This is a genomic window from Saccharopolyspora ipomoeae, from assembly GCF_029952525.1.
Classification (GTDB): Bacteria; Actinomycetota; Actinomycetes; order Mycobacteriales; family Pseudonocardiaceae; genus Saccharopolyspora; species Saccharopolyspora ipomoeae.
The window spans coordinates 163,871-179,166 of the sequence record NZ_JASAOF010000005.1 but is presented as its reverse complement, the minus strand read 5'-3'; the positions used below and the strand labels follow the sequence as shown (position 1 = coordinate 179,166).

Sequence of the window (15,296 nt, the reverse complement as noted above, 5' to 3'; positions counted from 1 at the left end):
GATGTCCGGCGGCGACTTCGGCGACGACCTCGGCGTGCTGACCGGGCTGCGCTCCGGCAAGCGCTCCTTCTACCCGGAGTACGTCCGCTCAGCCGAGCGCCTGGAGCACGCCGTGCAGGCCCTCGACCGGATCTCCGGCGCCCTGGTGCGCACCGTCGAAGGGCCGCGCACGCTGGTCGAAGCCGTCGTCCGGGCCGCGGCAGAGCACCTGCAGGCCGACCGGATGCTCGTCGGCATCGCCGACGGCGCGCTGCGCGCCGCCCGGCCCCGGTTCCTGCTGCTGCACCGCGGCGAACTCGTCGACGACGAGGCCGCGCTGCCACCCGAGGCGCGCGAGCAGCTCGACGTCATCCGCAACCGGCCGTGGGAGATCGAGCTCGAACCCGGCGGGCCCGGCTGGGTGCGGGCGCCGATGACCCTCGACGGCGAACCCGTCGGCGGCATCGTCGGCTGGCCCGGTGACGTGCAGGTCGCCGACACCGACCTGGCGATTCTGCGGGTCCTGGCCAACCAGGCCGCCGTCGCCGTGCACAACTCGTTCCTGTTCCACGCCGCCGCCCAGCTGCGCGGACGCACCGAGCAGCTCTCCGAGGCCGCCGCCCAGCAGGCCCGGGACCTGGCCGCCCGCAACGCCGAGCTGCAGGAGACCCAGCGACGCCTCGTCGAGGCCATGCAGCGCCAGGCCCTCGACGACGAGCGGCACCGCATCGCCCGCGAACTGCACGACACCGTCACCCAGTACGTCCTCAGCGCAGGCATGACCGTCGAGGTGTGCCGCGCCGAACTCGCCGACATGGGGCCGGAAGCCGCGCAGGTCGCCGAGAAGCTCGCCCCGGCCAAGGGGCTCACCCAGCAGGCCGTGGAGCGACTGCGCGCCGCGATCTACGCGCTGCACCACGGAGCCGAGGAACCACCGGGATCGCTGCCGGTGCTGCTCAAACAACTGTCCACAGTGCACCTCTCCAGCGAGCTGGAGGTCGAGGTGCGGGTCGCGGGAAGCCCCGCGCCGCTGCCGCCGGAGGATGAGAGCTCCATCCTGCGGCTCACCGGGGAAGCGCTGTTCAACATCGTCTCGCACGCCGAAGCCACCCGTGCCGTCGTGCAGCTGGTCTACCAGGCCGACCAACTGCGGCTCACGGTCTCCGACGACGGCATCGGCGATCCCGCGCAGCTGCGGCGGTCCCTGAAGCTCTCCGAGGCGGCCGATCTGGCGGGCCGGCACCGGGGTCTGGCGAACATGGCGGCGCGGGCGGAGGAGCTCGGCGGCGCGCTGAGCATCCGGCGCTCGCGGATGGGCGGGGTGGCGCTGCAGCTGCGGGTGCCGCTGCCGCCGGAGCGGGAGGTGACGCCGTGAGGCTGCCCGACCAGCGCACCGGAAGCCCACCGGTGCGGATCGTGCTCGTCGACGACCACGCCATCGTCCGGCACGGGCTGCGCTCGGTGCTCGAACGGGAGGACGACCTGCAGGTCGTCGGGGAGGCGGCCACCGCGGCCGAGGCGCTGACCGTCGTCGCCGACGCCGCACCGCACATCGTGCTGCTCGACCTCAAGCTGTCCACCGGGGACAACACCGAGGGGCTGCAGCTGTGCGGGCAGCTCACCGAGCGCTACCCGGACCTCGGCGTCCTGGTGCTCACCACGTTCCTCGACGGCGGGCTGGTCGTCGACGCCATCCACCGCGGCGCCCGCGGTTACGTCGTCAAGGACGTCGACACCACCGAGCTGGTCCGCTCCATCCGCGCCGTGGCCCGCCGCGAGAGCTCCTTCGACTCCCGCTCGGCCGCCGCGATGGTCGAGTCGATGAACACCCCCACCGCGGAACCCCGCTTGACGGAACGAGAGCTCAACGTCCTCCGCCAGCTCGCCCACGGCCTCAGCAACCGGGACATCGGCACCAAGCTCTTCATCTCCGAGACCACGGTCAAGTTCCACGTCCGCAACATCATGCGCAAGCTCACCGCCACCAGCCGAGCGGAAGCGGTCTACGAAGCCAGCAAACTCCACCTCATCTGACGCGAAGTTCTCATGAAAACTTCCCCACACCACCAACGAAACACGAGTGTCCGGGCAGGAGCCCACTCGGTCAGGTGGGAACCGAGGTTTTCATGAAAACTTCCCTCCACCCACCCCACTCCCGTGAGGGGAACACGGGAGTTTCGTCCGTCGTGGGGTGGGACGGTTTTCATGAAAACTGCGCGGTGTCAGGGTGTCTTTCGGATGTCGAGCCAGCCCCCGTGGTGGTGGGTTACCTCGTAGGGGTGGCCCGTGGTGGCGCCGAGGTGGTGGAGGTCGGCTTCGGCGAAGGTGCGGACGTGGCCGAAGGCGGCGTTGGGCTCGTCCTCGTAGGGGACGGCGATGATGACCCGGCGGCGGGCCAAGCGGAGGGCTTCGGCGAGGACCGCGTCCCCCCGGGCCGGTTCGAGGTGCTCCAGGAGGTGCATCGCCGTGACCGTGTCGACCGCGCCGTCGGGGAGCGGGACCTGAGTCGCGTCGCAGACCAGCGTGTGCATGTGGTGACCTCGGGTGGAGGCGACGGTCTTGAGCAGGCGCATGCTGCCGGGGGCCAGGTCCGAGGCGATCACCGTGTGCTCGCCCCGCTCGGCGAACAGCAGCGGCAGGAACCCGAAGCACGAGCCCAGGTCCAGCACCCGGCCGGGCGGGGCCATCCCCAGCACCCGCCGGTACAGCGGGGCGAAGTCCGCGATCGAGGAGTGCGGCGCGCGCTCGGCCGGCGACGCCCAGCACTCCCGGATGCGGGCCAGGGTGTTGTCGTAGAAGGTCGTCCACGCGCGCAGCGGGTCGTCGATCACCGACTGCACGACCTCGGTGAACACCCGCTCGAAGACCTCCACGCCGCTGAGCCAGCCGGGTGCGAACAGCTCGTCGGCCAGCACGCCCGCCAGGTTGTTGTCCAGCTGCTCTGGCCTGAACCAGTGGGCCACCTCCATCCGGTGATCCCGTCGGTGCAGGCAGAAGTGCGGCGTGCGGGTCACCGCGACCCGCGCGTCGCACGTCGACTCGTGGCGGCCGACGGTGACCAGCGGGTCGCGGCCGTGCGGGGCCAGCGGGTCGATGTGGTCCAGCGGGTCGATGTGCAGCGCCGCGCGTTCCCCGGCAGTCACCGCCCGGTCACCTCCGTCGCGATGGACTCGGCCGCCTTCGCCAGCCCGGACAGGTCGCGCACCACCTGCACCCGGTCGCAGTGGTCGGCGTAGTCCGGCAGGTCGCAGCGCCCCAGCCGCCACGAGTACCGGGGCTCCGGGGTGAGCCAGATGGTCTCCCGCGCGCGGCGGGCGATCTCGGCGAGCGCGTCGACGTGCGGGTCGTTGCCGTTGCCGCGCCCGTCACCGAGGATCAGCACCGTCGTCCGGCGGTTGAGCGTCGTGCCGAAGTCCTCCAGGAACCGGCTGAAGGTGGCGCCGTAGTCGGAGTTGCCGTCGACGTCGAGCACTCCGCCCTGCGGCAACCCGTCGAACACCAGCCCCAGCGCCCGCTCCAGCGGGTGATCGGTGAACAGCTCGGTGATCTCCACCGGATCGTCGACGAACGCGAAGGTGCGGACCTGCGTGAACAGCGACTGGAGCCCGTGCACCAGGTGGAGCGTGAACCGGGCGGTCGAGCGCACCGACAGCGACACGTCGGCCAGCACCACCAGCCTCGGCTTGTCCTCGGCGCGGGTGACGGTGACCGGCCGGAACGGGACGCCGTCGTAGCGCATGTTGCGGCGCATCGTCCGCGCCGGGTGCACCCGCCCGCGCGGGGTGTTGCGGCGCTTGCTGGTCGGCGCCCCGCGCAGGCTGTGCACGATCCGCCGCAGCGACTCCTCCAGCTGCTGGCGCTCGCCCTCGTCGACCCGGTCCAGCCGCCCGGCGGTGACCTCGCGGGACTCCTTGGCGGTGCGCTCCAGCTCGGCGAGCTTGGCCAGGTGCTGCTTGAGCAGCTCCGGCAGGTTCTCCAGGACGCCGGTGAGCTGTCCGCGCGGCGCCGCGTCGGGCTCCTCGTCCTCGCCGAGCCAGTCCAGCAGCGTCTGCTCCTCGGCGATGCTCAGCCGGGTGTCGATGCGCTGCCCGGTGTGCTCGGCCAGCGACCCGGGAGTGCCCGCGTTGTGCAGCCGCTCGGTCTCCAGCTGCACCGACGGCACCGAACCGCCTCCGGTGCTGCTGTTGTCGCTGGAGAACACGACCTCGTCGGTCATCGAGGCGAGGTCGATCTTGTTGCTCTCCTGGTGCAGGTTGTACTGCTGGGCCAGGTCCTCGGGGTCGAAGTAGTCGCGGATGTCGGCAGGCTTGGCGTGCGTGTGCCCCTCCTGCGGGGTCTCCGCGGGCTCCTCGGAGACGGTGAACGACTGCAGCTCACCGGTGTCGGAGAGGTCGTCGTGCTCGTGGGTGTGCTCGTGCTCGGCGTCGTCGGGCACGACCGGGCGCAGCGCGAAGAACGCGTCGAAGACCTCGTCGAAGATCTCCTCGTCGCGCCGGTCCTTGATCATCGCGACCTTCAGGGCGTTGCGCAGCGCGTCCCGGTCGTCGAGCATGCCGGGCTGGGCGGCGCAGCGCATCGCGTCGGTGGCCTCGGACACGGAGATGCGCACGCCGAACAGGCGCAACAACCGGACGAACCGGTGCAGGGCGGATTCCACGGCGTGCTCCTCACGACTTGCGGCGGGTCACCGAGGAGAACGACCGCGCCCCCTGGCTGCCCGTGGCCCGCTGACCGGACGAGGCGGAACCCGGTGCGCCGTAGTAGGAATCGTCGTGGCGGCCCGGCCGGTCCTTGGCGGCCCGCACCTCGGGCCCGTCGTCGTGGTCGTCACCGCGGTCGTGGTCGTGCCCGTGGCCGTGCCCATGTCCGTGCCCGTGGCCGCGGGCCGGGAGCTGCTGCGGGATGTCGCGGTTCGGATCGCCCATGTGCCCGATCACGTCCAGCGCCTGCTGCAGGTCGCGCTCGTACTTCACGACCACGTTGACGGTCTCGGCCAGCACCTCCGAGCCCAGGTCCTCGGCGCCGAGCACGGCGAGAGTCCGCGCCCAGTCGATGGTCTCGGAGATCGACGGGGCCTTGCGCAGCTTGAGCTCGCGCAGCCGCCGCACCACCGTCACCAGCTGCTCGGCCAGGTTCTCCGGCAGCCCGGTGCGCTTGGAGCGGACGATCTCCAGCTCCCGGTCGTGGTCCGGGTAGTCCAGGAACAGGTGCAGGCAGCGGCGTTTCAGCGCCGCCGACAGGTCGCGGGTGTTGTTGGAGGTGAGCACCACGTACGGCGGGGTGGTCGCGGTGTAGGTGCCGACCTCGGGGACCGAGACCTGGAACTCGGCCAGGCACTCCAGCAGCACCGCCTCGAGGGCCTCGTCGGCGCGGTCGACCTCGTCGACCAGCAGCACCGCAGGTTGCTCGCCGCGGATCGCCTCCAGCAGCGGCCGGGCGGCCAGGAACCGGTCGGAGAAGAACACGCTGTCCTGCGCGCCGATCCGGTCGATCGCGGTCGTCAGGTCCGGGGCGTCGGCGATGATCTCGCCGATCTTGTCGCGCAGCATCTGGGTGTAGAGCAGCTGCTTGCCGTAGTCCCACTCGTAGAGCGCCTTGCTCTCGTCCTGGCCCTCGTAGCACTGCAACCGCAGCAGCTTGCGCCCGGTGACCTCGGCGAGGGTCTTGGCCAGCTCGGTCTTGCCCACGCCCGCAGGGCCTTCCAGCAGCAGCGGTTTGTCCAATCTGGACTGGAGGAAGACGGTGGTGGCCAGCCGCCGGTCGGAGATGTAGCCGTGCTCGCCGAAGCGGTTGATCACCTCCTCGACGGACTCGAAGGGCTTGTCGCCGGGTTGATCCGCGATGTCGTCGAGCACTGCGATACCTCCGGGATGCGAGCGGTGCTGGGTGGGAGGGCCGTGGTGCCGCACAGGTCGGAGGGCGCGACACCACGGCCGGTCCGAGGGGGATCAGGTCAGCAGGTCGTCCAGATCCCCGGTCATGCAGTGCTCGACGACCGGGCGCACCGTGTCGAACGTGCACTCCTTGGCGTTGCCCGGGGTGCAGGCGTCGCCGAGGACGTGGTTGGTGATGCGGTCGACGTCGGCGGCGTCACCCTTGATCTCCTTCGAGCGCTCGTAGAACTTCGTCGGGCCCTGGCCGAGCCGGTTCTTGGAGTAGGTGTCGGCGGTGACGTCGACGAACCGCTCCGTGATGCCCACGTCGCGCAGCAGCCGGATGGCGGCGTTGAGGGCGGCGTCGGCGGCCTGCGGGGCGGTCATGCCGTGGGTGTCGACGCCCATCGCGTCGGCCATGTCGGCGAAGCGCTTGTAGGCCACCGGCATGTTGAACGCCCACACCCGCGGCAGTGCGATGGCGTTGTTGAGCCCGTGGTGGGTGTCGTAGAACGCGCTCACGGCGTGCGAGATCGAGTGGATGATGCCCAGACCGCCGGAGTTGAACGCCTGCGCGGCGATGTACTGCGCGTACATCATGCCCTCGCGGCCGGGCAGGTCCTGGCCGTTCCACACCGCCTGGCGCAGGTTCTCGGCGGTCATCTTCACCGCGTGCAGCGCGTTCCCCAGTGACGGCGGGAAGTTCAGCCGCGAGACGTAGGGCTCGGAGGCGTGCGCGAGCACGTCGAAGCCGCACTGCGCGGTGTAGTCGATCGGGCAGTCGTAGTAGAGGACCGGGTCGTCGATGGCCAGCGTGGTCACCGAGTTGTCGTCGAAGGCGACGTACTTGTGCGGGTTGTCGGGGTCGGTGGTGGTGTCGGTGATGACGTAGGCCCAGGACGTCTCCGAACCCGTGCCCGCGGTGGTGGACACGGCGATGTGCGGCGGGTTCTTGGGGTTCTCGGACTTGTTGAAGCCCTCGAACTCGTTGACGTTGCGGCCGTCGTGGGCCACCGAGATGCGCGCGCCCTTGCACGCGTCGTGGGAGGAGCCGCCGCCGATCGACACGAACGAGTCGCAGGCGTTCTCCTGGTACATCGCGACGGAGTCCATCACGTTGTAGTCCTTGGGATTGGACTCGACCTGGTCGTAGACCACGACCTCCAGGCCGTGGTAGCGCATCGACTCGACGATCTTGTGCACGATGTCGGTGCCGCGCAGGCCGGAGGTCATCACCAGGGTCTTCTTGAAGCCCAGCTTCAACGCCTCCGGCCCGATCATCTCGTGCGAACCGGGGCCCAGCAGGGCGCGGGGGAACGGGTGGAACTCCTTGATCGGGAACGGCTTGAGCAGCTCATCGACCTGCATGTGGCTGTCCTTTCCACGCGCGTCGTTGCACGTTGTTCTCCGGCCGGGCGGGGGAGCGGGGCGTCGAACCCGCCACTGGGCCGGAAGTTAGTGCCCCAGCTCACCCGGGGAGAACGCCGACGGGCCAAGACCCCTCGTCCGAGGCCCCAGATCAGGACGATCGGGGAGGGGTGCACCCGTCCGATCGGTCAGGTAGCGACGCTGCCGCCCGTTCGATCGGACGGGCGGCAGCGGACCCGGTCGCACGGTGCTGACGGGGCGCGCGGCACCTAGCGTGGTGCGGCATGGCGGAGTGGTTCGAAACGGTGGCGGAGGCGCATCGGCGTGCCCGCAGGAGATTGCCCCGGTCGGTCTATCTGGCGCTGGTGGCCGGCAGCGAACGCGGGTCCACGCTGGAGGACAACATCCGGGCCTTCGGCGAGCTCGGCTTCGCCCCGCGCGTGGCCGACCTACCCGCCGAGCGGGACGTGGCGACCACGGTGATGGGCCAGGAGCTGTCGCTGCCGGTGGTGGTGTCCCCGACCGGGGTGCAGGCCGTGCACCCGGAGGGCGAGGTCGCGGTGGCCCGCGCCGCGGCGGAGGTGGGCACGGCGATCGGGCTGTCGTCGTTCGCCAGCCGCGCGGTCGAGGACGTCGTCGAGGCCAACCCGAAGACGTTCTTCCAGGTCTACTGGGTGGGCGACCGGGAGAAGGTGCTGGCCCGCGCCGAACGCGCCCGCGCGGCCGGGGCGAAGGCGCTCATCGTCACCCTCGACTGGTGCTTCGCCACCGGGAGGGACTGGGGGAGCCCGCCGATCCCGGAGAAGCTGGACCTGCGCACGAAGCTGAGCTTCGCCCCGCAGGGCCTGCTGCGGCCGCGCTGGCTGAGCGGGTTCCTCCGCCACGGGCTGCCGGACCTGACCACGCCGAACATGGTGCCGCGCGGCCAGGCCGCGCCGACGTTCTTCGGCGCCTACGGCGAGTGGATGTTCACCCCGCCTCCCACCTGGGAGGACGTCGCCTGGCTGCGGGAGCGCTGGGGCGGCCCGTTCATGATCAAGGGCATCACGCATCCCGACGACGCCCGCCGCGCCCGCGACATCGGCGCCACGGCGATCTCGGTGTCCAACCACGGCGGCAACAACCTCGACTCCACCCCGGCGACGATCCGGTTGCTCCCGGCGATCGCGGAGGCGGTCGGCGGGGACGTCGAGGTGCTCCTCGACGGCGGGATCCGCCGGGGCAGCGACGTCGTCAAGGCCCTCGCCCTCGGCGCCCGCGCGGTCCTCATCGGCCGCGCGTACCTCTGGGGGCTGGCCGCTGAAGGCCAGGCCGGAGTCCGCAACGTCTTCGACATCCTCCGGAGCGGCATCGACTCCTCCCTCCTGGCCTTGGCGCGCCCCTCCATCCACGACCTCACCCCGGAAGACCTCCTCATCCCAGCGGGTTTCACCCGGAAACCCTGATCGGGAGGTCCGGTGACGGTGTCATCGGTGGTTGGCAGTGGACAGTTTTAGCCATAATCACCCATGATCAATGTCCGAATTGTCCGGACAGTTATGGCTAAAACTGTCCACGGGTGACCCACGACGGCGGCGCCCCTCCCGATGGGAAGGGCGCCGCGCTCCGAGCGGGGTCAGGTGAGGGCGAGGACCGCGCTGAGGGCGGCGGCGATGAGGAACGCCGCTCCGCCCATGAAGGTCTCCATCAGGGTCCAGCTCTTGAGCGTGCCCCTGATGTCGAGGTCCATGTAGCGGTTGAACAGCCAGAAACCCGAGTCGTTGACGTGCGACAGGACCGTGCCGCCCGCGGCGACCGCGACCACCACCAGGGCGATCTCCGGCTGAGACAGGCCCAGCTCGTGGATCAGCGGAGCCACGATCGGGGCCGTCGTCACGATCGCGACCGTCTTCGACCCCAGCGCCACGCGCAGCGCGGTGGCGATCAGGAACGCCAGCACCACCACCGGCAGCGACGTCTGCCCGAGCAGGTCGGCCAGCGCCTCACCGGCGCCGGTGGCCTCCAGGACCGCGCCGAACACGCCGCCCGCACCGGTCACCAGCAGCACCAGGGCCACCGGGCCCAGCGAGGCCGACGCGGCCTTCTCGATGCGCTCCATCGAGAACCCGCCGCGCAGGCCCAGCACCCAGAACGACAGCAGCGTCGCGACCGTCAGCGCGATGACCGGTGCGCCGATGAACGTCAGCACGTCGCGGACCGCGCCCTCCGGGAGGACGACCTCGGCGAAGGTGTTGAGCATGATCAGCACGACCGGCAGCAGGATCACGCCCACCGTCACGCCCAGCGACGGCGGGGCCTTGGTCGCCACGCCACCACCGCCACCGCTGCCCGCCTGCTCCTCGGCCTCGCCGAGCAGCTGCGCGGGAACCGGGGTGCCCATCCGGTCGCCGATGCGGGTGCCGAACAGGTACGCCCCGACGAACCAGGCGGGAAGCCCGCAGACCAGGCCCATGATCGTCACCCAGCCGAGGTTCGCGCCGAGCAGGCCCGCCGCGGCCACCGGTCCGGGGTGCGGCGGCAGCACCGCGTGCATGATCGCCAGGCCGCCGACGGCGGGCAGCGCGATGCTGATCACCGAGCGGCCGGAGCGCTGCGCCACCGAGTAGATCAGCGGCAGCAGGATGATGAACCCGACGTCGAAGAACACCGGGATCCCGAAGATCAGCGCGGTCAAGCCGACCGCCAGGGGAGCGCGCCGCTCGCCGAAAGCGGCCAGCATCCGCCCGGACAGCACCTCGGCGGCCCCGGATTCCTGGATCAACCGGCCGAGCATGGCGCCCAGCGCCACGATGATCGCGATCTCGCCGAGGGTCTCGCCCATCCCGTCTTCCAAAAGGCCCGGGATCTCGGTGGGGCTGATGCCGGCGACGGCCGCCACCACGACGCTGACCACCAGCAGAGCGACGAACGCGTGCAACTTCGCCTTCATCACCAGCAGCAGGAGCAGCGCGATCCCACCCACCACCAGCAACAACAGGGCCCAAGGCGGCAGGGTCCACGCGGTCTCCGGCGCCTCGTCGGCGGCTAACGAGATCGCACTCGCAAAATCCAAAGATCTGGTAGGCATCATTGCCTTCCTCCTCGGCCACCCATCCCCACCCGATCGGACCCCTCAAGTCGAAAACAGCGGTATTCGTGCGACGAAAACCGGGGTTTTCGACCGGTCGAAAACCCCGGTATTCGTCTTGAGGGGCTTGATCGGGTGGATTTTGGGCGGGGGTTAGGGGCGGTCCAGGGCGGGGCGTTTGGGGTCGAAGGCCCAGCCCGGGATGAGGTACTGCATGGCCGCGGCGTCGTCGCGGGAGCCGAGACCGTGCCGGAGGTAGAGGTCGTGGGCTTCGGCGACCCGGTCCTCGTCGAGTTCGACGCCCAGACCCGGGGTCGTGGGGACCGGGAGTCGACCTTCGGAGATCTGCAGGGGGTTTCGGGTCAGGCGTTGGCCGTCCTGCCAGATCCAGTGGGTGTCGATCGCGGTGATCTCGCCCGGGGCCGCGGCGGCGACGTGGGTGAACATCGCCAGCGAGACGTCGAAGTGGTTGTTGGAGTGCGAACCCCACGTCAGGCCCCAGTCGTGGCAGAACTGCGCCACCCGCACCGAGCCGCTCATCGTCCAGAAGTGCGGGTCGGCCAGCGGGATGTCGACCGCGCCCGCGCGGACCGCGTGACCCAGCTGCCGCCAATCGGTGGCGATCATGTTGGTGGCGGTGGGGAGCCCGGTGGCGCGGCGGAACTCCGCCATGGTCTCCCGGCCCGAGTACCCGCCCTCGCCACCGCACGGGTCCTCGGCGTAGGCGAGCACGTCGCGCAGCGAGCGGCCGACCTCGATCGCCTCTGACAGCAACCAGCCGCCGTTGGGGTCCAACGTGATCCGCGCGTCGGAGAACCGCTCGGCCAGCGCGGTGACCGCCTCGGCCTCCTCGCGGGCGGGCAGCACACCGCCCTTGAGCTTGAAGTCGCGGAACCCGTAGCGCTCGCGGGCCGCCTCGGCCAGGCGCACCACCGCCTCCGGCGTCAGCGCCTCCTCGTGCCGCAGCCGCGACCAGTCGTCGCCGTCACCGGGGGCCAGGTAGGGCAGGTCGGTCTTGGTGCGGTCGCCGACGAAGAACAGGTAGCCCAGCACCGGGACCTCGGCCCGCTGCTGCCCGTCGCCGAGCAGCTCGGCCACCGGCACGCCCAGGTGCTTGCCGAGCAGGTCCAGCATCGCCGACTCGATCGCGGTCACCGCGTGCACGGTGACCCGCAGGTCGAAGGTCTGCGCGCCGCGGCCGCCGGAGTCCCGGTCGGCGAAGCGCGCGTGCACCTCCCGCAGCACCGAGCGCAGCCGCGCCACGGGCTGCCCGACGACCAGCTCCGCCGACTCCTCCAACGTCGCGCGGATCGGCTCGCCGCCGGGCACCTCGCCGACCCCGGTGCGCCCCTCGGAATCGGTGAGCACCAGCAGGTTCCGGGTGAAGAACGGCGCGTGCGCACCGCTGAGGTTGAGCAGCATGCTGTCGTGCCCGGCGACCGGGATGACGCGCAGCTGCGAGATCACGGGTGTCATGGTGCCTCTCCGAGTGGTCAGTGCCTGCCGGGTTCGCCGTCGACGCGCCGCAGCAACCCGGCCGGGTTGCCGTCGGCCAGCGAGTCGGGCAGCAGCGCGGCGGGAACGTCCTGGTAGGCCACCGGACGCTGGAACCGCTCGATCGCCAGCGTGCCCACCGAGGTCGTCCGCGAGTCCGAAGTGGACGGGAACGGTCCACCGTGGACCATCGCGTGCCCGACCTCGACGCCGGTCGGCCAGCCGTCGAACAGGATCCGGCCCGCCTTGAGCTCCAGCACGTCCAGCAGCTCGGCGGCCTGGGCGTGGTCGGAGTCGGCGGCGTGCACGGTGACGGTCAGCTGGCCCTCCAGCGACTCGGCGACTTCGCGGACCTGCGCGGCGTCGCGGCAGCGCACCACGACCGAGCAGGACCCGAACACCTCCTGCTGCAGCGCCTCGTCGCCCAGGAACTCCGCGGCGTCGGTGACCACCAGCGCCGGTCGTCCCGCCACCGGCAGGTCAGTCTCCGGGCCTTGGGCGAGCACCTCGACCTTCGCGTGCTCGGCCAGCCGCGTCACGCCCTCGGCGTAGGCGCGGGCGATGCCCGGGGTGAGCATGACCCCGGCCTCGCGCTTGGCGACGGCGTCGGCGGCGGTGTCGAGGAAGGAGCGCAGCTCCGGCCCGTCGACCGCGATCACCACGCCCGGGTTGGTGCAGAACTGCCCCGATCCCAGCGTCAGCGAGCCCACGAAACCGGTGGCGATCTCGCCGCCGCGCTCGGCCAGCGCGCCGGGCAGCAGGAACACCGGGTTGCTGCTGCTCATCTCCGCGTACACCGGGATCGGCTGCGGCCGCGACTGCGCGGCGGCCACCAGCGCCAGGCCCCCGGCGCGCGAGCCGGTGAACCCGACCGCCTGGACGCGCGGGTCGGTCACCAGCCGGGTTCCCAGGTCGGGGCCGCGGCCGAACAGCAGCGAGAACGTCCCGGCGGGAAGTCCCAGGTCGGCGACCGCGTCGGCGATCGCGCGACCCACCAGCTCGGCGGTGCCGGGGTGCGCGTCGTGGCCCTTGACCACCACCGGGCACCCGGCCGCCAGCGCGGAGGCGGTGTCGCCGCCGGCCACCGAGAAGGCCAGCGGGAAGTTGCTCGCCCCGAACACCGCCACCGGCCCCAGCGGCACGTGGCGCTGCCGGATGTCGACGCGCGGGGGAGTGCGGTCCGGCAGGGCCGGGTCGATGCGCGGGATGTCGTGGTCGCCGTTGCGCAGCAACGTCGCGAACATCCGCAGCTGCCCGGTCGTGCGGCCGCGCTCGCCGGTCAGGCGCGCCACCGGCAGCCCCGACTCGGCGTGCGCCCGCTCGACCAGCTCGTCGCCGACCTTCTCGATGTTGTCGGCGATGCGTTCCAGGAACGCGGCGCGCTCGGCGATCGGCAGCCGCCGGTACGGGCCGAAGGCCTCGGCCGCCGCGGCGCAGGCGCGCTCGACGTGGGAGGCGTCGCCGTGGGCGAACGGCGGCTCCAGCTCGGCGCCCGTGCTCGGGTCGATCGCGCGGATCTGGTTCCCGGCACCGGACACCGGTGTGCCCGCGATGATCATCTGTCCGGTCACTTGGGTCATGCTCACGCCTCCGGGACGCGTTCGATCAGTTCGGTCAGCAGCTTCAGCTCGGTGTCGTCGAGGTCGGTCAGCGGCGCCCGGACGGGGCCCGCCGGGCGGCCGATGGCGCGCATGCCCGCCTTGACGATGCTCACCGCGTAACCGGCGCTGCGGTTGCGGATGTCGCAGTAGGGCAGGACGAACTCGTTGAGGTACCGGTACGCGGTGGCCCGGTCGCGCTCGCGGACGGCGTCGTAGAAGCGCACCGCGAACTCGGGCACGAAGTTGTACATCGCCGAGGAGTAGGTCGTCACGCCCATCTCCAGGTAGGGCAGGGCGAACGTCTCGGCGGTGGGCAGGCCGCCGACGTAGGTCAGGCGGTCGCCGACGCGGGAGTAGATCCGGGTCATCTTCTCGATGTCGCCGACGCCGTCCTTGAAGCCGATGAGGTTCGGGCACTCGTCGGCCAACCGCACCACGGTCTCGTCGGAGTAGACGGCGTTGGCGCGGCTGTAGATGATCACGCCCAGGTCGGTGGCCGCGCACACCGCGCGGACGTGCTCGATCAGGCCCTCCTGCGGCGCCTCGGTGAGGTACGGCGGGAGCAGCAGGAGCCCGTCGGCGCCGGCGCGCTCACCCGCGCGGGCCAGCTCCACGGCCGAGGCCGTGCCGTAGCCGGCGGGGGCGATCACCGGGACGTCGGCGGGAACCTCCTGCGCGGCGGCGGCGACCACGCGCTCCACCTCGGCGGTGGTCAGCGAGAAGAACTCGCCGGTCCCGCCCGCCGCGAACAGCCCGGTCGCGCCGAAGCCCGACAGCCAGCCGATGTTGTCCCGGTAGGCGGCCTCGTCGAAGCTCAGGTCCTCGTTGAAGTGCGTCACCGGGAACGAGAGAAGCCCGCTGGCGAGCCGTTCGGCGACTTCGGCGGGCGAGAAGCGGGACATCGTTTCCTCCAGGTCCGGTGCTTGGTCGAGGCTGACGTTAGAGTCGTCCATCAATGCGCGTCCAACTCCGATTAAGCATCCACTGATACCGGGACTGCATCGATGTTCACCATCACCCAACTCGCCGGATTCGTCGCGGTCGCCGAAGAGGGCCACTTCGGCCGCGCCGCCGCCCGGCTGAACATGACCCAACCGCCGCTGAGCCGCCAGATCCAGCAGCTGGAGCGCGAACTGGCGGTCCGGCTCATCGACCGCAGCAGCCGCACCGTGCGGCTCACCCCGGCCGGGCGCTCGTTCCTGAGCGACGCCCGCCGACTGCTGCACGACGCCGAGAACGCGGCCCGCTCGGTGCGCCGGGTGACCGACGGCCGCACCGGCGTGCTGCGGCTGGGCTTCACCGCCACGTCGGCCTACGGCGTGCTCGGCGGGCTGCTCAACACCGCGCGCAGCCACCTGCCGCACGTCGAGGTGGTGCTGCACGAGCTGGTCAGCGGCGACCAGCTGGAGCGGATCTCCGCCGACGCGCTCGACGTGGGTCTGGTCCGGCCGCCGACCCCGCCCGGGCTGGAGTCCCGGCTGCTGCGCTCCGAACCGCTGGTCGCGGCCCTGCCGGTGGAGCACCCGCTGACCGAGCAGGACGAGGTCGACCTGGCGGACTTCCACGGCGCGACGGTGGTGGGGTACTCGCCGTTCGCGGCCCGCTACTTCTACGACCTGATGGTGGGCTTGTTCGGCGAGGCGGGCGTGCACCCGTCCTACGTGCAGCACGCCGACCAGGTGCACACCGTCCTCGCGCTGGTCGAGGTCGGTCTCGGCATCGCCCTGGTGCCCTCGACGGCGGCGCGGCTGCGCTTCGAGGGCGTCGCCCTGCGGCCGGTCCGCCTGCCGGTCCCGGACCCCGTCGAGCTCCACCTCGCCTGGCGCGGCAGCAACGACAACCCGGTTCTGCACACCTTCCTGGAGCTGGTCTAGGCGCCGCTACGTCGCGGTGCGCAGGCCGCGCGCCGCGCGC

At 71.3% G+C, this 15,296-nt stretch carries 12 protein-coding genes; 4 read left to right on the top strand and 8 right to left on the bottom strand.

The features are described from left to right. Position 1 precedes the first annotated feature (1 nt). Both QFW96_RS11830 and QFW96_RS11825 read left to right on the top strand, forming a co-directional pair. Positions 2 to 1,354, top strand: a complete 1,353-nt coding sequence (locus QFW96_RS11830) for a MadS family sensor histidine kinase (RefSeq protein WP_281455629.1) — start codon at positions 2 to 4, stop codon at positions 1,352 to 1,354. Further along, complete coding sequence (locus QFW96_RS11825) at positions 1,351 to 2,013, top strand: MadR family response regulator transcription factor (protein ID WP_281455628.1); 663 nt, start codon at positions 1,351 to 1,353, stop codon at positions 2,011 to 2,013. Before QFW96_RS11830 ends, QFW96_RS11825 begins: the two co-directional genes overlap by 4 nt. Before the next feature lie 188 nt (positions 2,014 to 2,201). Here the strand turns inward: QFW96_RS11825 and mftM are convergent, their stop codons facing one another. The 4 genes from mftM to mdo all read right to left on the bottom strand — a co-directional run bounded on the left by mftM (position 2,202) and on the right by mdo (position 7,220). Beyond that, a complete protein-coding gene (gene mftM / locus QFW96_RS11820; RefSeq protein ID WP_281455627.1) occupies positions 2,202 to 3,122 on the bottom strand; it encodes a mycofactocin oligosaccharide methyltransferase MftM in 921 nt (306 codons plus the stop codon). Then, entirely contained in the window at positions 3,119 to 4,636 is a 1,518-nt protein-coding gene (locus QFW96_RS11815; RefSeq protein ID WP_281455626.1) for a VWA domain-containing protein, read from the bottom strand. Before QFW96_RS11815 ends, mftM begins: the two co-directional genes overlap by 4 nt. Before the next feature lie 10 nt (positions 4,637 to 4,646). Further along, positions 4,647 to 5,834 (bottom strand): AAA family ATPase, encoded by a 1,188-nt coding sequence (locus QFW96_RS11810; protein ID WP_281455625.1) that lies wholly within the window; start codon positions 5,832 to 5,834, stop codon positions 4,647 to 4,649. A gap of 93 nt (positions 5,835 to 5,927) precedes the next feature. Next, entirely contained in the window at positions 5,928 to 7,220 is a 1,293-nt protein-coding gene (mdo, locus tag QFW96_RS11805; protein ID WP_281455624.1) for an NDMA-dependent methanol dehydrogenase, read from the bottom strand. Positions 7,221 to 7,504: 284 nt separating this feature from the next. Here mdo and mftD point away from each other — a divergent pair, with 284 nt between their 5' ends. Further along, a complete protein-coding gene (gene mftD, locus QFW96_RS11800; protein WP_281455623.1) occupies positions 7,505 to 8,665 on the top strand; it encodes a pre-mycofactocin synthase MftD in 1,161 nt (386 codons plus the stop codon). Positions 8,666 to 8,835: 170 nt separating this feature from the next. Here mftD and QFW96_RS11795 read toward each other — a convergent pair whose 3' ends face one another. The 4 genes from QFW96_RS11795 to kdgD all read right to left on the bottom strand — a co-directional run bounded on the left by QFW96_RS11795 (position 8,836) and on the right by kdgD (position 14,284). Further along, positions 8,836 to 10,272: a GntP family permease gene (locus QFW96_RS11795; protein ID WP_281455622.1), complete on the bottom strand. Its 1,437-nt coding sequence runs from the start codon at positions 10,270 to 10,272 to the stop codon at positions 8,836 to 8,838. A gap of 168 nt (positions 10,273 to 10,440) precedes the next feature. After that, positions 10,441 to 11,763 carry an enolase C-terminal domain-like protein gene (locus QFW96_RS11790; RefSeq protein ID WP_281455621.1) on the bottom strand — a complete coding sequence of 441 codons (1,323 nt, stop codon included), beginning with the start codon at positions 11,761 to 11,763 and terminating at the stop codon, positions 10,441 to 10,443. 17 nt (positions 11,764 to 11,780) lie between these two features. After that, the gene (locus QFW96_RS11785) at positions 11,781 to 13,361 is read right to left on the bottom strand and encodes an aldehyde dehydrogenase (NADP(+)) (protein ID WP_281455620.1); all 1,581 of its coding nucleotides are present in this window, start codon (positions 13,359 to 13,361) and stop codon (positions 11,781 to 11,783) included. A 2-nt stretch (positions 13,362 to 13,363) separates the two neighbouring features. Next, entirely contained in the window at positions 13,364 to 14,284 is a 921-nt protein-coding gene (kdgD, locus tag QFW96_RS11780) for a 5-dehydro-4-deoxyglucarate dehydratase (RefSeq protein ID WP_281455754.1), read from the bottom strand. A gap of 102 nt (positions 14,285 to 14,386) precedes the next feature. Between kdgD and QFW96_RS11775 the strand changes: the two genes are divergently transcribed. Further along, positions 14,387 to 15,256, top strand: a complete 870-nt coding sequence (locus tag QFW96_RS11775; RefSeq protein ID WP_281455619.1) for a LysR family transcriptional regulator — start codon at positions 14,387 to 14,389, stop codon at positions 15,254 to 15,256. Positions 15,257 to 15,296 lie beyond the last annotated feature (40 nt).